Annotated in this window: 18 protein-coding genes, 4 tRNA genes and 1 pseudogene; 2 read left to right on the forward strand and 21 right to left on the reverse strand. The window is 35.2% G+C overall.

What is annotated here, in order from left to right; translation table 11 throughout:
- Positions 1 to 217 precede the first annotated feature (217 nt).
- The 3 genes from dctP to AC1M36_RS20985 form a co-directional block, all read right to left on the reverse strand.
- A complete protein-coding gene (gene dctP / locus AC1M36_RS20975; protein WP_431613139.1) occupies positions 218 to 1,501 on the reverse strand; it encodes a C4-dicarboxylate transporter DctP in 1,284 nt (427 codons plus the stop codon).
- Positions 1,502 to 1,614: 113 nt separating this feature from the next.
- Positions 1,615 to 2,313: a response regulator gene (locus tag AC1M36_RS20980; protein WP_431613138.1), complete on the reverse strand. Its 699-nt coding sequence runs from the start codon at positions 2,311 to 2,313 to the stop codon at positions 1,615 to 1,617.
- Positions 2,303 to 3,895 (reverse strand): sensor histidine kinase, encoded by a 1,593-nt coding sequence (locus tag AC1M36_RS20985; protein ID WP_336451703.1) that lies wholly within the window; start codon positions 3,893 to 3,895, stop codon positions 2,303 to 2,305. The genes AC1M36_RS20980 and AC1M36_RS20985 overlap by 11 nt, the downstream gene beginning before the upstream one ends.
- Positions 3,896 to 3,991: 96 nt before the next feature.
- Between AC1M36_RS20985 and AC1M36_RS20990 the strand changes: the two genes are divergently transcribed.
- A complete protein-coding gene (locus AC1M36_RS20990) occupies positions 3,992 to 5,065 on the forward strand; it encodes a DctP family TRAP transporter solute-binding subunit (RefSeq protein WP_431613137.1) in 1,074 nt (357 codons plus the stop codon).
- A gap of 289 nt (positions 5,066 to 5,354) precedes the next feature.
- The gene (gene guaC / locus AC1M36_RS20995; RefSeq protein ID WP_431613136.1) at positions 5,355 to 6,338 is read left to right on the forward strand and encodes a GMP reductase; all 984 of its coding nucleotides are present in this window, start codon (positions 5,355 to 5,357) and stop codon (positions 6,336 to 6,338) included.
- A 164-nt stretch (positions 6,339 to 6,502) separates the two neighbouring features.
- Here the strand turns inward: guaC and AC1M36_RS21000 are convergent, their stop codons facing one another.
- The 18 genes and pseudogenes from AC1M36_RS21000 to AC1M36_RS21085 all read right to left on the reverse strand — a co-directional run bounded on the left by AC1M36_RS21000 (position 6,503) and on the right by AC1M36_RS21085 (position 22,694).
- On the reverse strand, positions 6,503 to 7,516 hold the full coding sequence (locus tag AC1M36_RS21000; protein ID WP_431613135.1) for a lysozyme inhibitor LprI family protein: 1,014 nt from the start codon (positions 7,514 to 7,516) through the stop codon (positions 6,503 to 6,505).
- 292 nt (positions 7,517 to 7,808) lie between these two features.
- The gene (locus tag AC1M36_RS21005) at positions 7,809 to 8,687 is read right to left on the reverse strand and encodes a radical SAM/SPASM domain-containing protein (RefSeq protein WP_336451437.1); all 879 of its coding nucleotides are present in this window, start codon (positions 8,685 to 8,687) and stop codon (positions 7,809 to 7,811) included.
- A 351-nt stretch (positions 8,688 to 9,038) separates the two neighbouring features.
- Positions 9,039 to 9,518 carry a 23S rRNA (pseudouridine(1915)-N(3))-methyltransferase RlmH gene (gene rlmH / locus AC1M36_RS21010; protein ID WP_098336916.1) on the reverse strand — a complete coding sequence of 160 codons (480 nt, stop codon included), beginning with the start codon at positions 9,516 to 9,518 and terminating at the stop codon, positions 9,039 to 9,041.
- A gap of 59 nt (positions 9,519 to 9,577) precedes the next feature.
- Entirely contained in the window at positions 9,578 to 9,763 is a 186-nt protein-coding gene (locus AC1M36_RS21015) for a CxxH/CxxC protein (protein WP_174100912.1), read from the reverse strand.
- Positions 9,764 to 9,818: 55 nt separating this feature from the next.
- Positions 9,819 to 11,012, reverse strand: a complete 1,194-nt coding sequence (locus AC1M36_RS21020) for a S1C family serine protease (RefSeq protein WP_336451436.1) — start codon at positions 11,010 to 11,012, stop codon at positions 9,819 to 9,821.
- Positions 11,013 to 11,075: 63 nt separating this feature from the next.
- On the reverse strand, positions 11,076 to 11,870 hold the full coding sequence (locus tag AC1M36_RS21025) for an MBL fold metallo-hydrolase (RefSeq protein WP_336451435.1): 795 nt from the start codon (positions 11,868 to 11,870) through the stop codon (positions 11,076 to 11,078).
- Positions 11,854 to 12,698: pseudogene (locus tag AC1M36_RS21030) on the reverse strand (two-component system regulatory protein YycI). The gene AC1M36_RS21025 and the pseudogene AC1M36_RS21030 overlap by 17 nt, the downstream one beginning before the upstream one ends.
- On the reverse strand, positions 12,679 to 14,031 hold the full coding sequence (locus AC1M36_RS21035; protein ID WP_336451434.1) for a YycH family regulatory protein: 1,353 nt from the start codon (positions 14,029 to 14,031) through the stop codon (positions 12,679 to 12,681). The pseudogene AC1M36_RS21030 and the gene AC1M36_RS21035 overlap by 20 nt, the downstream one beginning before the upstream one ends.
- Complete coding sequence (gene walK / locus AC1M36_RS21040) at positions 14,028 to 15,863, reverse strand: cell wall metabolism sensor histidine kinase WalK (RefSeq protein ID WP_336451433.1); 1,836 nt, start codon at positions 15,861 to 15,863, stop codon at positions 14,028 to 14,030. The genes AC1M36_RS21035 and walK overlap by 4 nt, the downstream gene beginning before the upstream one ends.
- A 3-nt stretch (positions 15,864 to 15,866) precedes the next feature.
- Positions 15,867 to 16,574 (reverse strand): cell wall metabolism DNA-binding response regulator WalR, encoded by a 708-nt coding sequence (walR, locus tag AC1M36_RS21045; protein WP_336451432.1) that lies wholly within the window; start codon positions 16,572 to 16,574, stop codon positions 15,867 to 15,869.
- A 283-nt stretch (positions 16,575 to 16,857) separates the two neighbouring features.
- Positions 16,858 to 16,930: transfer RNA gene (locus AC1M36_RS21050), tRNA-Phe, on the reverse strand.
- A 42-nt stretch (positions 16,931 to 16,972) separates the two neighbouring features.
- Positions 16,973 to 17,048, reverse strand: a tRNA-Asp gene (locus AC1M36_RS21055).
- A gap of 21 nt (positions 17,049 to 17,069) precedes the next feature.
- Positions 17,070 to 17,141, reverse strand: a tRNA-Glu gene (locus AC1M36_RS21060).
- A 13-nt stretch (positions 17,142 to 17,154) separates the two neighbouring features.
- Positions 17,155 to 17,230: transfer RNA gene (locus tag AC1M36_RS21065), tRNA-Lys, on the reverse strand.
- A 153-nt stretch (positions 17,231 to 17,383) separates the two neighbouring features.
- Complete coding sequence (locus AC1M36_RS21070; RefSeq protein ID WP_336451431.1) at positions 17,384 to 18,673, reverse strand: adenylosuccinate synthase; 1,290 nt, start codon at positions 18,671 to 18,673, stop codon at positions 17,384 to 17,386.
- 215 nt (positions 18,674 to 18,888) lie between these two features.
- A complete protein-coding gene (gene dnaB, locus AC1M36_RS21075; protein ID WP_336451430.1) occupies positions 18,889 to 20,250 on the reverse strand; it encodes a replicative DNA helicase in 1,362 nt (453 codons plus the stop codon).
- Between the two features lie 27 nt (positions 20,251 to 20,277).
- Entirely contained in the window at positions 20,278 to 20,724 is a 447-nt protein-coding gene (rplI, locus tag AC1M36_RS21080) for a 50S ribosomal protein L9 (RefSeq protein WP_207995707.1), read from the reverse strand.
- Positions 20,721 to 22,694: a DHH family phosphoesterase gene (locus AC1M36_RS21085; protein ID WP_336451429.1), complete on the reverse strand. Its 1,974-nt coding sequence runs from the start codon at positions 22,692 to 22,694 to the stop codon at positions 20,721 to 20,723. Before AC1M36_RS21085 ends, rplI begins: the two co-directional genes overlap by 4 nt.
- Between the last annotated feature and the right edge of the window lie 151 nt (positions 22,695 to 22,845).

Genomic DNA, 22,845 nt, shown 5'->3' on the forward strand with positions numbered 1-22,845 from the left:
TAATAATGTTTAAAAATAAAATGTAAATTGATAGGGTTGGCCTCATTTACCGTTAATTATTAGTTGAACCAATTGGACTTTTTTGAATAAATAAAAAAGGGCTATCTTCTCTCTAGAGTAGATAGCCCCTTTTTATTTATAGATTCATATCCCTTTAAATTCCCCTACATTATATCTACATAAGAAACTTTATCTTGCATTAGAATAATTCCGATATTTATACAGCTTCCCTTGTCTCTTTTAGCATTTTCATATTAGAAACCGCTTCTTCATGCTTCATTTCATCAAATTCATTTTCACTCTTTGCAACAACGATTGTAGCAATTCCATTGCCAATTAAGTTTACGATTGCTCTTCCCTCACTCATAAAACGATCAACACCAAGAAGTAATGCTAATCCTTCTAAAGGAATAACCTTTAGTGCCGCTAACGTAGATGCTAATACAATAAACCCACTTCCTGTTACGCCAGCAGCGCCTTTAGACGTTAACATAAGTACTAAAATAATTGTAATTTGCTGTCCGATTGTTAAATCAACACCAAATACTTGCGCTAAAAAGACAACTGCCATGGATAAATAAATAGATGTACCATCCAGATTAAAAGAATAACCAGTCGGAATGACAAGGCCAACAACAGATTTTGAACAGCCATATCGTTCCATCTTATTCATCATTCTCGGAAGTACGGATTCCGAAGAACTTGTTCCTAATACAATTAATATTTCATCTCGAATAAACTTTAAATAATTCCATAAGCTAAATCCGTATATCTTACAAATAATATTTAAAACAACAAACACGAATAGGAACATCGTAATATATACTGACATCATCAATTTTCCAAGTGGTACGAGTGAAGCCAGCCCAAAATGACCAATTGTATAAGCCATTGCTCCAAACGCACCAAGCGGAGCGGCTTTCATTACATAGCCAATAATTTTAAAGAATACGTGTGAAAGTTTGTCTAAGAAATCAATCACTGAATTTCCTTTTTCACCAAGCGCAGCTAAACCTACCCCAAATAGAATTGAAAAGAATAACACTTGTAAAATGTCACCCTTAGCAAACGCATCAACCATATTAGAAGGGACGATGTGAGTAACAAAATCAATCCAATTAATACCCTGTCCCCCGCCTTGTGTATATTTAGATACATCTCCTTTGGCAAGTTCATTAAAGTTAAGACCTGAACCTGGTTTCATAACATTTACAACGATTAATCCAACAATAAGTGCGAATGTTGTCACAACCTCAAAGTAAATAAAAGCTTTTCCACCGACCTTACCAACCTTCTTCATATCTCCCATTTTGGCAATACCAAGTACAATTGTTAAAAAAATAATTGGTGCGATTACCATTTTTACAGCATTAATAAATGTATCACCTATCGGCTTCATTTCCTTCCCAACACTTGGCCACATAAGCCCGACCAATACGCCTAGCACAATAGCTGTTAATACTTGAAAGGTTAAATTTTTAAATAATCGTTTCACCTTCATTTCTCCTCTCATTTTTGAAAGCTTTCTCATCCTTATGTTTTTACATAATGATAGCGTTTTCAATAAGAGGTGAGAAGTTTATGGTCATAACGAATATTTTGGTCATTTTGGTCTCACTTTTTTACTTCACGATATACATAACGATTGACTGGCCTTCCAACTCCCCCATACTGTACTGCCAAACGAATGAATCCCTCTTTTTCCAAATAATCTAAGTAACGCCGAGCCGTAACTCTAGCTATCCCAATCGCACTAGCTACCTCTTCTGCAGAACGAGATTCATCTTGTTTTTTTACATACGCCTCAATTTCATTTAATGTAAATTCATTTAATCCCTTTGGCAAATTGCTTACTTTCTTCTTAGAACGTCCAGCATATAATAATACATCCAGTTGTTCTTGTGAAATTGCCCCGGATTCCTTCAAACTCATTCTATATTGTCGATACTTTTCTAAAGCTTGCTGAATTCTGTATAACTTAAAAGGCTTAATAATATAATCCATTGCCCCATTTTGAAGCATGAGTTTAATTGTTTCCCTATCCTTTGCAGCTGAAACAACGATTACATCTGTTTCTAACTCTTGTTTTCGAAATTCCTGCAATACCTTAATACCATTCTTTTTCGGCATAAAAATATCTAAAATAACAAGATCTGGATTTATTTTTTTTGCAAGATGGACTCCCTCCTCACCATTATTAGCGACAGCAACTACTTGAAATCCCTTTACGCTTCTAATAAATTCTTTATTTACTTCTTGAACCATTGGATCGTCTTCCACTAATAGTACCTTGATCTCCTCTTTATAGTTCATACAATTCCGCCTCCATCTTCATTGGAAAAGTAATGATAAAAGAAGTTCCTTCACCTTGAAAAGATGAAATGTTAATTTCCCCTCTTCCCTTTTCAATAATTTGCTTTACTAAGAAAAGTCCATAACCTGTCCCGCTAATTTTATTTACAGTAAACCCTTTCTCATACACTTTTGGTAAATGCTCTTCTTTTATTCCGCATCCATTATCCTCAATCAATATCGCACATACATCTTCAGACTGTTCAATACTAATATCAATTCTTTTATTCTTTACATCCGTTTGTTCAAATGATCCAAACGCATTTTCAATTAAGTTACCTAGTAATACAACAAAATCATGTTGATCTAATTGATAAGGAAATTCTTCTAAATAACTATTTTGATCAATTACAACTTGTATCCCTAATTCCTTTCCGCGGCTTATCTTGCTCAAAAGAAGACCTGCAATCGCATCATTTTTTATCGTTTCATTTAAAAAATTTGTTACACTACCCTGTTCTTCTGAAGTGTGGAAAGCAAGTTGTAATGCCTGATCTGCTTTACCAAGTTGAATTAAACCTGCTATTGTATGAAGTTTATTCATATGCTCATGGCTTTGTACACGCAGTGCCTCTACAAAGGTTTTCACTCCTGTTAATTCCTCTGCAAGTTTTGTAACTTCAGTACGATCTTGAAAGATTGCCACAGCACCAATTAATTCATTATCTTTCTTGATTGGTATACGATTACTTAAAATTACCTTTCCACTTACTTTTATCTCTTCATTATATACTGCCCGATTCCTCTCCACGATTTCTGGAAGTCTCGTATCCTTTAAAACTGCACGAATAGGCTTCCCTACAACATTTCCCTCTACTCGAAAAACTTGCTTTGCTTTTTCATTAAAAATAGTAATAATTTCTTGATTATCAATTGCAATCACACCCTCATTAATCGAATGAAAGGTTGCTGTTCGTTCTTCTAACATTCGTTTAATTTCATAAGGTTCTAACTGAAACATCTGTTTTTTAATATGATTGGCAAGCATCAACGAACCACTCAAACCAAATATTAAAGTTAATATAACAATAAAAGTAATCTCTTCTGCTAATCCAAGCATAATTTCCCAAAAGTTTGGTATTTTGTTCCCTACTACAACAACACCAATTTGATTTAAATTTTGATCCTTAATAGGCATAAAAGCACGAATTACAGTACCTATCTCTCCTTTTGCTTTTGAAAAGTAAATATGCTCCGCAAATGCTGGTTCTTCGTCCGTCCCTTTTGATGGTCTCCCAATCATTTCTTTTACAGGATGAGAATATCGAATTCGCTCCATATTCATTACTACTATGTATTCTGTTTCATTAATCACTCGAATATTTTCAATAGCTGGATTCAATGTAAACCACCCTGTTGTTTCCTGAAGTGATTTCTTTACATCTGACAGCTCTGCTACTGTCCGCGCCGTATTCATAGATCTAATTCTTAATTCTTTTTCTTCCTTTTGTTGAATATTTGCAATGATAACAATTCCACCTATAAATAGCGAAAAAATAACTACTGCATAGGATAAAATCGTAATTTTCCAGCGGATAGGCATTTGTTTCACTGTCCGTCCCCCTTTCCCCTAAAAGCATCTTTACGAATAAAAATCTTCTCTGTATGCTTACAATAACGACCTACGAGGAGGTTTAAGATGAAAAAAATCGCTATTTTTATACTCCTTTTTATTGTTTTCATTACTAGCGCTTTATTTGTAGGGTTTCACAGTCTTTTTTCCCAAGGTAAACTTGCTTATGACGATGACCAAGAAGGACTAAACAAACAAATTGTTTTCAAGTTTAGTCATGTTGTAGCAGAAAATACACCTAAAGGACTTGCGGCTAGTAAATTTGCTGAGCTTGTTAACGAGAAATCAAATGGAAATATAAAAATAGAAATTTTCCCAAACGGGAGCCTCTATTCTGATATAGAAGAAATCCGTGCTTTAAAAGCTGGACAAGTTCATTTCATTGCCCCTTCTACCTCAAAACTTGGAATGCTCTCTCACGGATGGGGCGTACTGGATCTGCCATTTGCTTTTCCAAGTTATGAAGCCATTCAAGAAGGCTTAAACGGAAAAATTGGGGAACAATTACTTCAATCCTTACAGAAAGATAAAATTAAAGGTCTTGCTCATTGGTCAAATGGCTTTAAGCAAATTACTTCAAATAAAGGGCCCATTCATACACCTAAAGATATACAAGGACAATCCTTTCGCATTATGCAAAGTGATGTAATCCAATCCCAATTTGATTTATTAAAAGTTGATGCACATCAAGATTCATTTAACTCTACATATAAATTAATTGAAACTGGAAAAGTTGATGGCGAAGAAAATACAATATCAAATATCTACTCTAAAAAATTTTATAACGTTCAAAACTATTTGACAATTAGTAATCATGGGTATTTAGGCTATGTTGTCATGATGGATCAACAAATATGGAATCAACAAACAGAAAAAACGCAGCAAATATTACTTGAAGCAATGAAAGAAACAACAGAATGGAACAACCATCAATCCATCCAAATGAATGAAAAACAACTTGAACTTATTAAACAAAATTCATCCATCCAAATTCATAGACTAACTGATGTAGAAAAGAAAGAATGGGAAAAAGTACTATCTCCCACATACGAAGACCTTGCTCCTACAATTGGAGAACAATTGGTAAATGATTTAAAAGAATTGAAAAATAAATATCAATTTCCTGAAGAAAATAAATAACAAAAAAGAGTATCAAAAATACTCTTTTTTGTTATTTCGCTATTATATTTCAAAATATTATTCGGCATTACCACTTAAATTTTAATAATATATCTTTTTAAATACGAACATTTTACCTATAAAACAATAATTAATTCGGTATTATCTATAATAATTTAAAATTTAACCCCTATATTTGATAAATATACATGAAAACCTTTGACTTAATGAAAAAAATGATGTACATTATCTTTTGGACGAACATTTTTTTAAGTTTAAAATAAAATATTCGTATTTAGGGGTGTAATTCGTGGAAAAAGTATTCGACTATGAAGATATTCAATTAATTCCTGCAAAATGTATAGTAAATAGCCGTTCTGAGTGTGATACAAGTGTCACTTTAGGAAAACATACATTTAAATTACCTGTCGTACCTGCAAACATGCAAACAATTATAGATGAAAAGATCGCTGTATATTTAGCTGAAAATAAATATTTCTATATCATGCATCGTTTTGAGCCAGAAAAACGTATCTCTTTCATTAAAGATATGCACTTACGTGGATTAATCGCATCCATTAGTGTTGGCGTTAAAGAAGAAGAGTATGAATTTGTACAACAATTAGCTGCTGAGCAGCTTTGTCCTGAATATATTACAATAGATATCGCACATGGTCATTCCAATGCGGTAATAAAAATGATTCAACATATTAAACAACATTTACCTGAAAGCTTTGTTATTGCAGGAAATGTTGGAACTCCAGAGGCAGTAAGAGAGCTAGAAAATGCTGGTGCTGATGCAACAAAAGTAGGAATCGGACCTGGTAAAGTATGCATCACGAAAATTAAAACAGGCTTTGGAACTGGTGGCTGGCAATTAGCTGCACTTCGCTGGTGTGCAAAAGCTGCAAGTAAACCAATTATTGCTGACGGCGGTATTCGTACTCATGGTGATGTAGCGAAATCCATTAAATTTGGCGCGACTATGGTTATGATTGGTTCATTATTTGCTGGTCATGAAGAATCTCCAGGAGAAACAATTGAGAAAGACGGAAAGCTTTACAAGGAATACTTTGGCTCAGCTTCAGAATTCCAAAAAGGCGAAAAGAAAAACGTAGAAGGTAAAAAAATGTTTGTCGAACATAAAGGATCTTTAGAAGATACATTAATTGAAATGGAACAAGATCTTCAATCTTCTATTTCTTATGCTGGTGGAACGAAATTAGAAGCAATTCGCACTGTAGATTATGTTGTCGTGAAAAACTCAATCTTTAATGGTGATAAAGTATATTAAGCTTTATTTACTTTTTAAATGTAATGAATATTGATTCGTATATAAAAAATGAGCAAGGTACTTTATTTTGTACTTGCTCATTTTTTTCTTATGATATAAATTTCCGATATACATGTGTAACTTGAACAATCTCAAATTCTAATAATTTGTATAAGGCCTCTTTATTATTTCATATATTGCTCAACTAATTCATAGCATCTTTCTTTTGTAGTTTTTGCTAAAGATTCTGTATAACCTACTTGTGCTAATGTTCCTTCTCCTTCAGATACGTATACTTCTTTAGCTTTACGATCTCGGTATGATATCCAATCACGTTGTTTTTCCTTTAATGTATTCATTTCATTAGCGGATAGTTGTGTTTTTAATACACCGTAAATATCATTTAATGCATCATCCCATGCTTTATACTTTTTACCCGCTCCTTCTTTCATCTTAGACGTGATTCCTTCTGCATACAGGTAATCTAAACTACTTAAACTCCCTTCAATATTATTTAACTTACTTAAGTATTCACTCTTCTTACCTTTATTAGTTTCTTCAACTCTTTTTCTTAGTGTTTCCTCTCTCTGTTTCACTTCTTCTGCCCTTTGTTTTGCTTCTTGTTCTCTTTGTTTCGCTTCTTCTGCTTTTTCTTTTTCTAATTGTGCTATATCTTGGGCCATTTGAGTAATTTGTTCCGTTGCTTTTTGATAATATATTTTCAACTCTTCATTATCTTTTGTTTCTTCTACAACTGCATTTAGTATTTCTTTTGCTTCTAAAAATTTTTGATTATTTTTTAATCCCTCTACTTTTGCAAATTGACTATTATACTTTTCTATTTTTTCCTTTTTGACCACTATAGATTCTCGTTGCCCTTTCGCTTGTTTATTTAACGTTTTAGAGCCACCCTCTATTTCCTCAATTTCTTCCAACAAGGTATTTGCCTCATCTAACTTTGCCTCTTTCACAGCTTTCAAGGCTTCCATCATTTTATTTGTTTGCGTGATTAGTACTTTTACTTTTTCATCTTCTTTTTGCTCTCCTAGCGCTAATTCAAACGAAGCTAGTGCCTTATCATATTCTTTATTTGCTAGTGCTAACTCTCCTTGCTTAATTGCCTTTTCGGATGTTTTATCATTACTACATCCTACTATCAAAAGAGATATCATTCCTAAAGTTGCTATTAATTTTTTCACATTAATTCCCCCCAAACTGCTTATATTCTCCCTTTAAAATTTACTGAAGAGAAGACTTGTTTCATGATAATTCAAATAAAAATATCTATCCCTAACAATTAAAATTCTCAATAAATTTATATATAGATTAAATGATTATGTATATATTTTCAAATTAATAAGCAATTATCATCCTCAAGAAATCAAAGAAGCTAGGAGAGGAATCGACTGCTCGTAAAGGACTAATCGGTGTGAACTAATGATCAATGGGGAAGAAAGAATCCCCCACTGATTAAAGCTTCACTTTATCCACCTATTTTCCAAATCTCTTACGGTATCCGCATTTTCTACATAGTTCTTCTACTGCTACCCTACGTGAAAATCCATCTACAATATTTTTCGCTCTATCTCTTTCAATAATTTCAGAGAATGGGGCCTCATTAATATTTCCAAGGTTAATAATTCCCTCACCATCTAAACAACAAGGAATAACAGTTCCGTTTGCTAAAATACCTGCTTGATTTCGAAGACCATGACAGAAGCCCTTTCCATCATCCTCTTCTTCATGCAAAGCCGGCCACTGAAATTCATAATCTTGGTTAATAAAGATGCGATCCGCAAGTTTTACACCACTTCCTGGTGTAATCTTCTCTTCAATTTTGTATGGTAAATCAAATTCTTTCTCAATAATTTCTAATAACTGTCTATTTCGTTGTATTTCAAGATTCGTTTTATTGTCTTGTGTAAGGTTCCATAGTCTTAGTGACACAATTAATTCCGATTGACTCGTTGCTTCTTTAATAAAGGAGAGGATACTTCTTACATATCCTTCTTTATCTTCAGATCCCGGATGACCGTCAAAACTATGAAGCGAGAAATTCATCTGTCTTAGTGCAGGTTTATTTAATAATTTATGCCTCTTTTTATTAATTAACGTTCCATTGGTTGTAATATTAACTTTAAATCCTTTTTCATGACTTAAATCTAACAATTGATCTATTTTAGGATGGAGCAGCGGCTCACCTTTTACATGTAAATAAATGTAGTCTGTGTGAGGTTTAATTTGGTCTAATCTCTTAGAAAAATCCTCCACAGAAAGAAATTGCTTCTGTCGTTCTGTTGGTGGACAAAAGCTGCATGCGAGATTACATACACTAGTAATCTCTAGATAAAACTTCTTAAACTTTTTCAACCTCAATTCCCCACTTCTTTAACTACTTAGAACACAATGAAAAATTGTTCTATCAATATTACAGCACAATTTTTTATAAATAGAAACAAACTTATTCAAGGAAACTAATTTTACCATTTTCTCTGTTTAGAAGAACATAATTGTATTGTTCATATTCCACTACAACCTAAACAATAATTCGTTCAATTATTACGAAGCATTAAAAAGACCATCGGGGATTATTTTCCAATGGTCTTCTTAATAGGAATAATCTAATAGATAACTATAGTATTGTAGAAATTTTAATAAAAAATATTCTTACGTATATCGAATTTTCCTAATCGTTATAACACATCTAACAGATAGTTCCTTTTATTTATGATAAGGTTCACCACGATTAATCCGAAACGCCCGATATACTTGCTCTAAAAGTACCAATCTCATCAACTGATGCGGTAATGTCATTTTTGAGAATGAAAGTGATTCGTTAGAGCGCTTCATCACTTCCGAACTAAGCCCTAGTGATCCCCCAATAACAAATGCTATTTTACTTTTTCCATACGTAGCAAGACGATCAAGATTCGCTGCAAATTCTTCTGATGATTTTTGTTTTCCTTCAATTGCTAATGCAATCACATGCGTATCATCTGAAATTTTATCTAGTATACGTATACCTTCTTTTTCTTTTACAATTAACATTTCTGCTTCACTTAAATTTTCCGGTGCCTTTTCATCCGGTAATTCAATCACTTCTACTTTTGCGTACGCAGAAAGTCGTTTTAAGTATTCTGCAATACCTTGTTTTAAATATTTTTCTTTTAATTTCCCAATCGAAATAATCGAGATATTCACACGTATTCCCCACCTTACAAACACGTTATCCACAAAACTTATCCACATATCCACAACTATTACCCACATATTGTGTGAGAATCTGTGTTCGATACAACATATGTCGCCTTGTTTTGACAAAATTCACACGTTTTTTCTTCTTTCTTGGAGTTATCCACATTGTTGATAACCGGTGCTACTTCGCACTCATCCACAATGATATCTAATGCTAATTCTACATGTTCTAAACAACAAGGTAACTTCATATTTTTCACCTCACTATTCCACAATAGAAAACAGGAGGATAGTCCTCCTGTTTTCTTAATAGTTTTGACTACCTAATTTCACCGTTGTTGTTGCTCGTTTTGTACCACGATAAAACGTCAGGGTCATTTTATCGTCAATTTTTTTATTATATAATACCGTTCGAAATCCGATAATATTATGGACTTGCTTTCCATCAACGGCCACAATTACATCATGTTCCCGAAGTCCTGCATTTGCGCCAGGAGATGGACTTTTCACGTCTAAAATGCAGACACCATCTGTTACACTACTTGGTAAATGCAACGTTTCAGACCAGTAATAATTTGGAATTTCATTTAAAGATCTAAGTTCAACCCCAACATAAGGCCGTCTTACTTTTCCATGCTTTTCAAGCTCATTCATAACAGGCACTGCTCTTGTAACTGGGATAGCAAGTCCAATACCTTCTACTTCTTTTGCTGCAATTTTCATCGAGTTGATTCCAATTAGTTGTCCTGCTGCATTTACAAGTGCGCCGCCACTATTCCCTGGATTAATAGCTGCGTCTGTTTGTAATACTTCTACTTGCCAGTCATAATGTCCATCCTGATCTAAGTCTACAGGAACAATTCTCTCATTTGCAGAAATAATTCCTTGTGTAACAGTTCCTGAGAATTGTAATCCAAGTGGGTTTCCAATTGCAATTACTGCTTCTCCACGACGAACTGTATTAGAATCTCCTATCTCAATGACTTTCTTTACATGTTTCGCATCTATTTCTAAAACCGCTAAATCTGTAACTACATCACTACCTAATACTTTACCAGGTACTTTTTTACCGTCGCTTAAGCTCACCTCAATACGATTTGCCCCTGCGACAACATGATGATTTGTTACGATATGAGCATGACCATTTGTTTTCTTATAAATCACACCTGATCCTGTCCCAGCTTCCGCATCCGCTTCTGAAAAATTATCACGTTGTATGTTAATAATTCCAACAACAGCCTCAGAAGCACGATCAACAGCATCTACAAATCCCGAATGCCCTACTCGCATTGTATTTGTTTGCGATGGTTTAAGTCCATTCCCTTCGCTTGCTTCCGCTTGCTCTATTGTTTGTGAACCAGAATCAGAAAATAAAGGGGCTCCAAATGCAAACAATGAAGCCCCAACAATTGTTCCTGCTATGCTAGAAATAACGATACCTTTGTGCTTCTTTTTACCAGTTCGTTTCATACGAAATTCTTCTTCATCAATAAAGGACATACTTGTTCACCAATCCTCCCGAAAACAACTATATTCTCCTTTATTGTTTACTAAAACCAAGAATTATACGTATTGAATTTTCGTTGGTGCCTTTGGATCCGTATCATGTACCTCAAATGCTTCCCCAACTGCAAAACCTTTCTCTTCTAGCACCTGCGCAACAGACATACGTGCTAGTTCTTTCATATTATTATCTAAACTCAAATGCGCTAAATAAATATGTTTCGTCTCATCTGTGATAACATCAGTCATTGCAAGTGCAGCATCTTCATTAGAAACGTGACCTACATCGCTTAAGATACGTCGCTTTATACTCCATGGATAGCGTCCCATACGAAGCATTTCAACATCATGATTACTTTCAAATACAAAGGCATTTGCTCCTTTAATGATACCTTTCATACGGTCGCTCACATACCCCGTATCTGTAATAAGAGCTAATTTCCTACCATTATGATGAAATGCATAAAACATCGGCTCTGCTGCATCATGAGAAACACCAAATGATTCCACTTCAATATCTCCGAATGTTTTCACATCGCCAATAGAGAAAATAAATTTTTGGTCTGTTGGAATGTTACCAATTAAATGTTCCATAGCATTCCACGTTTTTTCATTTGCATACACAGGTAACTGATATTTACGTGCTAACACACCAAGACCTTTAATATGATCACTATGCTCATGTGTTACAAGAATGCCTGATATATCTTGAATGTCCAATTCAGCTTGCTGAAATAAAGCTTCTGTCGCTTTTCCACTCAAGCCTGCATCAATGAGCAATTTCTGTTTTTCGGTCCCTACATATAGCGCATTTCCTGTACTGCCGCTTGCAAGTACACTAAAATGCAAACTCATTTCTGCTCACTCCATTATTTTTTCTTTTTCATTTTCCTTTTCTTTCTCTAGCTCAATTACTTGTCCCTCAATAGCATTTACAAAATAATCTACTTTTCGATCTGTTTTTAAATTCCATGTCGGAGCAAGCACTTGTATATTAGAAGCTGCAGATGTAACAAGAGTTGCATATCCAATCTGCGCTTCTTTAAAATGCGTATTTTGTTTTATTTCCTTCTTAAAGTATAAATTTTCTAAAGCTGTTTGAGCTGTAATAATCTCTTGCTCTTTTGCTTTTTCATTCTCACCCATCTCTTTTAAATCGGTTAACATTGTTTGTGTATACGAAATAAATTCACCTTTCTCATTTAAATCGACAACAATCATCCCATGATCATTATAAAAGATAGGTTTATCTTTATATTTTTGAAAGAAATAGATTTTCGTTGCTTCTGCTTTACCAAACTCATATTTCTGACCATCTAGCACATAATTTTTCAAGAAATCACTATATTTATCTTTAGACAGTGTTTTTGCATGTAATAATGGTTCTTTTAATTTACTTACAATTGTGTTTCTATCCTGCAAAGTAACTGCTTGGTTTTTTAAGGAACGGATGTCCTCTTCTTTAAATTCCTTATTTTTTGCTGTGATAAAGGAATCTTTCTTTGGTTCTTTTGGTAAATCACCAACTGTAATTTTATCATCTTTTAACTGTTGATCTACCTTTGTTTCTGCCATTAACTCTAATTGGTTACTATCCTGCTTTTGAATGAATTGAAACACGAGGAAGAGGTCTAAAATAAAAAAGGTAACAATAAATATTGTCTTAATCCGATTCCAGTCCAATTAGCTCTCCCTCCTTCTCTTCACTCCACTCAAATACTTGTTGATCTTCACCATAAATCACATACCAAATCGGCTTTAAGCTTCCCGTTACAACCTGCCCATTTGGTCCATTTGGTCCATTTTCTGGTACTAATTTATAGCCAATTCCTATATCTTGAATTAACTTTTTATCTACATCCGAATTTTTTTGTAATGATTCTATAACAGTCCATCCAGCTGGAAGTACTGTCTTTTTATCCTCACCTTTATCAATTACCAAATTAAATAATGGACGCTTATAGCTAATTAATTCTTCCGCTCCCCATACTTGTGTTAATGCGGTCATTCCTTCGCTATTAAATACGGGTAAATCTTCTTCATATAAGCGGAACTTTGTTTTCCCCTTGGAATTTAGATAATCGAATCTATATGCATCTGTTAAGCCGCTATGACTATTAACAAATTCAAAACTTCTTTGCATAAGAATGTTTCCATACATACGTGCACCACTAACCACAGATGAATTTGTATACTTTAACATTCGGTTCTGCTTATTGATTTGCATAAGACGAATACCATCCGTATAAGTTTCTTCTAATTCATTAGAAATAGGAGTCACATAACGCGGGTCACTAAACAGTGCATTTTTAAATGATTCTACAGGTAAATCCCGTGTAAAATATAAAAAACCCTGCATTTCTGTTGAACCATCCGGTAAAAATATTCTTTTTGTATCATTTATATCATACGGAAAATAAGGTCTTGCTAAAGCTAAAAATTGATTTTGTGCATTTACAATTTCACTTAGATTTACACCTGTTAATGTCATTTTATATACTTTATGATGGTTATAAGAAACGAAATTTACATCAATATTTTGATCACGACTTTTAGAAGGATCGATAACAATACGATCAAAATTATACGTATCTAATTTCTTATCTTTAATTGTTAATACGCCCCTAATCGCATCAAACGGAACCTCGGTCGGAAAGACAATTTCAATCTTCCCTTCTCCATGCACATAAGAGAGGAAATCACCTTTAGAGATAGAGTTCGTGATAGTGATATCCTTAAAATCATGAAATTCACCTTTCTCAATAACTCTATATAACAAGTTAATATTCTCTCTCTTTTCACTTGCAAAATGCTTCTTATCCTTATGAACAATCATATAGGATGGGACAATTACATTTGAAACATCTTTTTTTATTGCTTCTGCATTTCCTTGGACAAACTTTGTACTTTGCATCGAATTAGAATCTGGTACGTACGTCCATAAATTAAAAGTAAGAAACAGACTAATGACAACTAGGTTAATAAGAACGATGGTTTTAAAGTTTTCCATATTCATTCCCAATCGTCCTCTTCTTCCTTCGCCATTGGAAGAGTGAAATAAATGGTTGTCCCTTTCCCTTCTTCACTTTTTGCCCAAATAGATCCACCATGCGCCACAATCATTTCCTTAGCAATAGCTAAACCTAGGCCTGTTCCGCCCATCTGTCTTGAACGCGCCTTATCTACACGATAAAAACGTTCGAAAATCTTCTCCACATTTTCTTTTGGAATCCCCATTCCTTGGTCACTCACACTAATTTCTAGCATATCCTCTCGATCACGCAGGCGATATGTTACTGTTCCACCTTCAGGAGAATATTTTAAGGCATTCGAAATAATGTTATATAAAACTTGTGTAATTTTATCAGCATCCATATCAATGAATCGAGATTTCTTAGAAAATGAGCGTTTAAAGATTACATTTTGTTCTTTCGACATTTCAAAACGATCGATAACATTATTAAAGAAATCTGTAAAGTCTACCCATTCTTTCATTAAACGATGTTCTGTACTATCTAACTTAGATAATTGTAACAATGCATTTACAAGTCGAATCATTCTTTCCGTTTCTTCTTGTGTAACTGTTAAAAATTGTGGTGCAATATTCGGGTCTTGCCATGCACCATCACTAAGTGCCTCTAAATAGCTACGCATCGTTGTTAACGGTGTCCGTAGTTCATGTGACACGTTCGCCACAAACTCACGGCGCTCACGATCAATACGCTCTTGTTCTGTCACATCATATAATACAGCGATTAAACCATTTGCTTTACCTGTTTCCTTTTGAATAACAGAAAAACTAGCTCGCAGAATATACGGTTCATTTCTCGTACTAAAATCTAATAACACAGAATCTGGTTCTTCATATAAATGATCGAGTGTAAATTCCTCTTGAATACCTAATACTTCTAAAACAGACTGATCTAATGCCGTTTCACGTGAAACGTTTAACATCTTTTCTGCAGGATCATTTAATAAAATAATATCTCCTTTTCGATCAGTAGCGATTACTCCATCTGTCATATGAGATAAAACAGAAGAGAGCTTACGTCTCTCACTTTCAGTCGAAGAACGTGCTTGTTGTAATTTTTTTGATAAATTATTAAACGCTAGTGCTAATTGACCAATTTCATCATGACTATGGACTTTTACTTTACGAGAGTAATTTCCCTTTGCCATTTCAATTGCTTGTCTACGCATATCTGAAATTGGCCTTGTAATTGTTTGAGCTAATAAAATTCCTAAAACTGCTGTTACTAATAAAGCAATTACTGTCCCGGTTGCAAAAATTTGATTGATATCCTTCATCTGCTTATAAACATCTTCCATAGAAGCAACGATATGAATAACACCAATTATTTTCCCCTTATCGCCTTCAATTGGGGTTGCCATAACTTGAACACGATGGCCAGTACTTCCATCCTTCTCAATCTTTCCTTCAGCCTTTTTTTGCACAAGGGCCCTTTGCACTGATATGTCCGTTATTGTTTTCCCTACCATACCTTGTTTAGATAGATTAGATATTGCTAGTAGGCGCCTGTCCGGGTCAATAACACGTACTTCTTGAATATCCTTTTTCCGGTCTAAAGCAAAATCAGTAATTGATGTTTGAAGCGCCTTTTCTAAAGGTATATCTGTTTTTCCACGCTCTTTTGTAAACTCCTGCTTCAAATTATAGGACAATAGATTCGTTTGCTGCGTTAATGAATCTTTAAAACTTTGTACGAGACTTTTCTCAAGTTCACGAACAAAATATACACCAATAACCTGCATTGCTATTAAAATTAATAGCATATATATGAGCACAAACTTCAAATGAATCGATTGAAAAAAACCAACTTTCTTCATATACTACTCCTGCTCTGGATCACGCAAGTAATAGCCTACTCCACGTCTTGTTACAATTAAAGTTGGGTGACTTGGGTTATCTTCAATTTTTTCACGCAAACGACGTACTGTCACATCTACTGTACGTACATCTCCAAAATAATCGTAGCCCCAAACCGTTTGTAATAAATGTTCACGTGTCATAACTTGTCCTAAATGCTTCGCCAAGTAATGAAGCAGTTCAAATTCACGATGCGTAAGTTCAATGCTTTCTTCCCTTTTTGTTACACTGTAGGCATTTGGATTAATAACGATTGGTCCAATAATCATTTCTGTGTTTTCTTCTTTTTCAGCTGCCCCGCCTTGTTGATGGCGACGTAAGTTTGCTTTTACACGTGCCAATAATTCACGAGTACTAAACGGTTTTGTTACATAATCGTCTGCACCAAGCTCAAGCCCTAATACTTTATCGATTTCAGAGTCTTTTGCAGTCAGCATAATAATCGGCATTTCAGAGCTTTTTCGTATTTCACGACAAACTTCCAATCCGTCTTTTCCCGGTAACATAATATCTAATAAAACCATATCTGGTTGTTCTTCATTTGCCTTTTCAATGGCTTCATCTCCATCATGCGCCATTACAATTTCAAAGCCTTCTTTTTCTAAGTTAAATTTTAAAATATCTGCAATCGGTTTTTCATCGTCAACGACTAAGATTTTCTTTCCCATCATCGTTTCTTTCCTCCTAATAAAAATATGGTCAATCATCCTCAAACATTCACAGCTATTTGTATGGTACATAACCAAACAATTTTATCCTTCGTTTGAGTATTTTCTCCTCTATTCTCATAGAATCACGTATGATTCACATATGAATGGAACATGTACCATCTACAGAAAAACCCCTAGCTTCAACTGCTAGAGGCTCCTCATTCTATTGTAAAATAACTACTCTCATTTGTAAAATTGAACAAATAAAAAGGATATTAAGTGGGCCCACTTAATATCCTGAGAGTGGCTCGGGACGGAATCGAACCGCCGACACGAGGATTTTCAGTCCTCTGCTCTACCGACTGAGCTACCGAGCCAAAACATATATATAAAACCACTAATGGTGGTATAAACAAAAGTGGCGGTCCCGACCGGGGTCGAACCGGCGATCTCCTGCGTGACAGGCAGGCATGTTAACCACTACACCACGGGACCACAAAACATATATAAAAGACATGACCCGTACGGGATTCGAACCCGTGTTACCGCCGTGAAAGGGCGGTGTCTTAACCACTTGACCAACGGGCCACGAAAAATAAAATGGTGAGCCATGAAGGACTCGAACCTTCGACCCTCTGATTAAAAGTCAGATGCTCTACCAACTGAGCTAATGGCTCATACTCACCAACGTCATATTTTCGTGACGACAAGGGTTATCATAACATAATAACTTTTATTTTTGCAATACCTTTTTTATATTTTTTTATAAAAGACAAGAAAAAACTCATGTGAACATGAGTTTTTTCTTACATAAACCAATTTTATATCAATTAACCACCGTATACGTTACGAACGATGTTTGTTTGATTACGATCTGGACCAACAGAGAACATAGATAATTGGATACCTGTTAATTGAGACACACGCTCTACATAATGTCTTGCATTTTCAGGAAGCTCTTCTAATGATTTTACACCAGTAATATCTTCTGTCCAACCTGGAAGTTCTTCATATACAGGCTCACATTTCGCTAAAATGTTTAAGTTTGCTGGCACTTCATCCAGAACTTCTCCGTTATATTTATAAGCGATACAGATTTTCACAGTTGGAATACCTGTTAATACGTCGATAGAGTTTAAAGATAGATCTGTTAAACCACTTACGCGGCGTGCGTGTCTTACAACAACGCTATCAAACCAACCTACGCGGCGTGGACGACCAGTTGTTGTACCATATTCACGACCAACTTCGCGAATTTGATGACCAATTTCATCATTAAGCTCAGTAGGGAATGGACCGTCACCAACACGGCTTGTATATGCTTTACATACACCTACTACGCGATTAATTTTAGAAGGGCCAACTCCAGAACCGATTGTTACACCACCAGCAACTGGGTTAGAAGATGTAACGAATGGGTACGTACCTTGGTCGATATCAAGCATTACGCCTTGTGCACCTTCAAATAATACGCGGCGTCCTTCATCTAATGCATCATTTAATACAACAGATGTATCGCATACGTATTGCGCGATTTGTTGACCATACTCGAAGTACTCTTCGAAAATTTCTTCTGCATTAAATCCTTCTGCATCATACATTTTTTCAAACAGACGGTTTTTTTCTGCTAAATTGCGTTCAAGCTTCTCTTTAAATGCTTCGCGATCTAAAAGATCAGCCATACGAATACCAACGCGAGCAGCTTTATCCATATATGCAGGACCGATACCTTTTTTCGTTGTACCGATTTTGTTATCACCTTTACGCTCTTCTTCTAACTCATCTTGTTTTAAATGATAAGGTAAAATAACATGCGCACGATTACTAATACGTAGATTATCAGTGCTTACACCACGATCGTGTAAGTATTTTAATTCTACAAGTAATGCTTTTGGATCTACTACCATACCGTTTCCGATAACACAAATTTTTTCTTTATAGAAAATACCAGATGGAATTAAGTGTAATTTATACTTAACACCGCCGAAAACAATTGTATGTCCTGCGTTGTTTCCGCCTTGATATCTTGCAACTACTTCCGCATGTTCAGAAAGGAAATCAGTAATTTTACCTTTTCCTTCATCGCCCCACTGTGTTCCTACAACTACTACTGAAGACATTATTCAAGCACCTCCGCAATTTTCAAACGAACTTTTCAAACAATATAATTGTACCAAAATGAAAAGAGAAGTCAATTTAAAAACGAACATTTTTTTATGTTTTATCCATTTCGTTCGTAAGAATTATTTATTTCCACGATGTAAGCCCTATCTTTTGTTCATAAAAAAAGAAACACATCTTATTATAAGAAATGTGTTTCTTTTTTATACTTCTACTATGCCGGCGGTGCATGTCCATCATCAAAACGCCGCTCTAAGTTTACGAATTTGTTAAACTCCTTCACGAATGCGAGTTCTACAGAACCTACTGGACCATTACGTTGCTTTGCAATAATAATTTCAATCGTGTTTTTATTTTCTGTTTCACGATCATAGTAATCTTCACGATACAAGAATGCAACAATATCGGCATCCTGCTCAATACTTCCTGATTCACGAATATCAGACATCATCGGACGTTTATCTTGACGGGATTCAACACCACGAGATAGCTGAGATAAGGCAATAACTGGTACTTGTAGCTCACGCGCAATTCCTTTTAATGTACGGGAAATTTCAGATACTTCCTGCTGACGGTTTTCACCAGATTTCCCACTACCTTGAATAAGCTGTAAGTAATCAATTAAAATCATCCCAAGTCCCTGCTCTTGTTTTAGCCTGCGGCATTTCGCACGAATCTCACTAACACGAATTCCCGGCGTATCATCAATATATATTCCGGCATTCGAAAGACTTCCCATTGCCATTGTCAACTTCGCCCAATCATCTGAAGTTAACGAGCCCGTACGAAGCCTTTGTGCATCAATATTTCCTTCTGCACAAAGCATACGCATAACAAGCTGATCAGCACCCATCTCTAAACTGAAAATCGCGACGTTTTCATCTGTTTTAGTCGCCACATTCTGCGCGATATTCAGCGAAAATGCCGTTTTTCCCACTGAAGGACGGGCTGCCACGATGATTAAATCGTTACGCTGAAATCCCGCTGTCATCTTATCTAATTCCGTAAATCCAGTCGGTATCCCCGTAACTTCACCTTTTTGATTATGCAAAAGTTCAATTTTATCATAAGCATCTACAAGAACATCCTTGATATTTTGGAATGCTTTTGCATTTGTTTGATGTGATACTTCTAATATTTTTTTCTCCGCTTCATTTAGCAAGCCTTCTACATCATCTTCACGTTCATAACCATCTGATACAATGTGAGTTGCTGTTCGAATCAAACGACGCAAAAGTGCTTTTTCTGCAATAATACGTGCATAATACTCTACGTTAGCAGCTGTCGGAACAGCTTCTGCTAATTCAGCTAAATAAGAAACACCACCAACCTCTTCTAACAAACCTTGGTCGGCAAGTGCTGCTGTTGCAGTAACTAAATCAATTGGTTCTCCTTTATCAGATAGTTCAAGCATAACACCAAAAATCTTTTGGTGTGCTGTCCGATAAAAAGATTCAGGTAGCAGCAGTTCTGAAGCCGAAGTTAATGCATCTTGATCAAGGAAAATCGCCCCTAGAACTGCTTGTTCGGCCTCTATATTATGCGGAGGGGTACGATCAGTAAATACATCACTCATACGCAATCCTCCTTGTCTAACTTATTTTTATTGTTCACTAACATGAACCTTTACTGTTGCTGTTACTTGTGGATGTAATTTTACAATTACGTTTGTATATCCTAATGCACGAATTGCATCGTCCATTTCAAATTTACGTTTATCAAGCTTAATATTATGAGCTTTTTGCATTGCATCTACAATTTGTTTACTTGTAATAGAGCCGAATAAACGACCACCTTCACCAGATTTTGCTTTTAGCTCCACTGTTAATTTCTCTAAAGTTTCTTTTAATTTTTTAGCATTTTCAAGTTCAGCTGCTGCGTCTTTTTCTTCTTTGCGCTTTTGCGCTTCTAATGTTTTCATGCTACTGTTAGTTGCCTCAGCAGCTAATCCTTGTTTTAATAAGAAGTTATTTGCGTAACCGTCCGGGACGTTTTTTACTTCTCCTTTTTTCCCTTTACCTTTTACGTCTTTTAGAAAAATTACTTTCATGATTGTTTGCCTCCCTGTAAATAGTCATCAATAACAGATTGAAGTTTATCTTCAGCTGCATCGACCGTTATATTTTTCATCTGTGTAGCGGCATTTGTTAAATGCCCGCCGCCACCTAAGTTTTCCATAATTAGCTGTACGTTCACTTCACCTAAAGAACGTCCACTAATTCCAATAAAGCTTTCCCCACGTTTTGCAATAACAAAAGATGCAATTACCCCTGTCATTGTCAGCAACGTATCAGCTGATTGCGCAATTAATACTTGATCGTAATATTCATCACCATCTACTTTGGCAATCGCAATTCCATTTTTATAAATGTAGGCATTTTGAATCGTTTTTGCAACTCTTAAATACTGAGCCATATCTTCTTTCAGTAATTCTTGCACAAGAACCGTATCCGCTCCATGCGAACGTAGGTAAGAAGCTGCATCAAATGTACGAGCACCTGTCCGGAAAGTAAAGCTTTTTGTATCTACTATAATACCAGCCAGTAATGCTGTCGCCTCTAACATTGTCATTTTTAAACGTTTCGGCTGATATTCAAGGAGCTCGGTTACAAGCTCAGCTGTCGAAGATGCATATGGCTCCATGTATACAAGGAGAGGATCCTCAATAAATTCTTCACCACGTCGATGATGGTCAATTACAACCACATTTTCGATCTTATGCAAAAGCTTTTCCTCCATCACCATGGAAGGTTTATGCGTATCAACAACTACAAGCAATGAATCATCTGTTGCAAATTCCATGGCCTGCTGCGGCGTAATAAAATGAGACCACAATTCCTCATTTTGTTTCACTTTATCCATCAAACGTTTAATACCCTTATCAGAATCATTCTCATCTAATACAATGTACCCTTCACGCTCGTTTAACTGCGCTACTTTTAAAATTCCAATGGCCGCTCCAATTGCATCCATATCAGGAGCCCTATGGCCCATGATAATAACATTACTGCTCTCTAGTACTAAATCTTTTAATGCATGTGAGATAACCCTTGCACGTACACGCGTACGTTTTTCAACCGGATTTGTTTTACCACCATAAAACTTCACTTTGCCTGTTGCTTGTTTAATCGCAACTTGGTCTCCACCTCGTCCTAAAGCAAGGTCTAAACCCGATTGAGCCATCGCGCCAAGCTCTGATAAAGATAAGTCGCCCGACCCTACACCAACGCTTAGTGTAAGTGGAATATTTCGTTTTGATGTTTCTTCACGTACTTGATCTAAAATATCAAACTTCCCTTTCTCCATTTGAGCCAAAATACTTTCATTTAACACAATGAAAAAGCGCTCTGATGAAGCTCGTTTTAGATATGCACCATATTTGAGGGCCCACTCATTTAAACGTGATGTCACTAAGCTCGTAATGTTCGTACGTAATTGATCATCCAACCCTTGTGTAACTTCATCATAATTGTCCAAATAAATAATCGCGAGAACTGTACGCTGATCCTCATACATTTTTTCAATTTCTGTTTGCTCTGTTACATCAAAAAAGTAAATTAACTTTTCCTCTTTCCTTACAAACACACGAAACTTACGATTATTTAAAGATACAATATCATCAGCTGTTTCTCCTTTAATAAAAAGAAGTAAGTTTTCTGACACATCATACAAATGCCACCCCGCTAAGGAATGTTGCCCCAAACAAGAAGACAAATAAGGATTTGCCCAATCAATTCCATAATCCTTATTGTATAACAAAATACCAATTGGCATTTGATTAAATGCCTCATTACTGACTTTTTTTACTCTTGTAATCATATCCGTTGTGTATTTTTCAAAATTCCTCTGAAAGGCTAACTCAGACCGAATTACCAAAAAAAGTACAATACAAAAAATAAAAAAAGTGGCCATTCCCATTATCCAGTGAAAGTAACCAAGAATGGCAATAAGCACAAACATGAAAAAAGCCAATACATAAACAGGATATAAAAACCTCTGTTTCTTATAAAATTCAGGCATGTATCCAACTCCTATAAAGTAAAACTAACATAAATAGGGAATTATTCCATTCCTATCAATGTTTAGTTGAACAGATTAAACGCCCCAAAGTTAAACTTCCACTAAAAGCTTACGTCACATAATAAACTTTATATAAATACAAATTGAAAAA

It is taken from the genome of Bacillus sp. Medicinal_06, assembly GCF_056711665.1.

Coding starts and splice junctions, on each gene's coding strand:
- AC1M36_RS20980 (WP_431613138.1), bottom strand. CDS start 2,313: ATGAACTATAAAGAGGAGATCAAGGTACTATTAGTGGAAGACGATCCA.
- rplI (WP_207995707.1), bottom strand. CDS start 20,724: ATGAAAGTAATTTTTCTAAAAGACGTAAAAGGTAAAGGGAAAAAAGGA.
- AC1M36_RS21025 (WP_336451435.1), bottom strand. CDS start 11,870: ATGAGTTTGCATTTTAGTGTACTTGCAAGCGGCAGTACAGGAAATGCG.
- AC1M36_RS21035 (WP_336451434.1), bottom strand. CDS start 14,031: ATGAATATGGAAAACTTTAAAACCATCGTTCTTATTAACCTAGTTGTC.
- AC1M36_RS21070 (WP_336451431.1), bottom strand. CDS start 18,673: ATGTCTTCAGTAGTAGTTGTAGGAACACAGTGGGGCGATGAAGGAAAA.
- AC1M36_RS21020 (WP_336451436.1), bottom strand. CDS start 11,012: ATGTCCTTTATTGATGAAGAAGAATTTCGTATGAAACGAACTGGTAAA.
- AC1M36_RS20990 (WP_431613137.1), top strand. CDS start 3,992: ATGAAAAAAATCGCTATTTTTATACTCCTTTTTATTGTTTTCATTACT.
- AC1M36_RS20985 (WP_336451703.1), bottom strand. CDS start 3,895: ATGCCTATCCGCTGGAAAATTACGATTTTATCCTATGCAGTAGTTATT.
- AC1M36_RS21085 (WP_336451429.1), bottom strand. CDS start 22,694: ATGCCTGAATTTTATAAGAAACAGAGGTTTTTATATCCTGTTTATGTA.
- dnaB (WP_336451430.1), bottom strand. CDS start 20,250: ATGAGTGATGTATTTACTGATCGTACCCCTCCGCATAATATAGAGGCC.
- dctP (WP_431613139.1), bottom strand. CDS start 1,501: ATGAAGGTGAAACGATTATTTAAAAATTTAACCTTTCAAGTATTAACA.
- AC1M36_RS21015 (WP_174100912.1), bottom strand. CDS start 9,763: ATGAAGTTACCTTGTTGTTTAGAACATGTAGAATTAGCATTAGATATC.
- walR (WP_336451432.1), bottom strand. CDS start 16,574: ATGATGGGAAAGAAAATCTTAGTCGTTGACGATGAAAAACCGATTGCA.
- walK (WP_336451433.1), bottom strand. CDS start 15,863: ATGAAGAAAGTTGGTTTTTTTCAATCGATTCATTTGAAGTTTGTGCTC.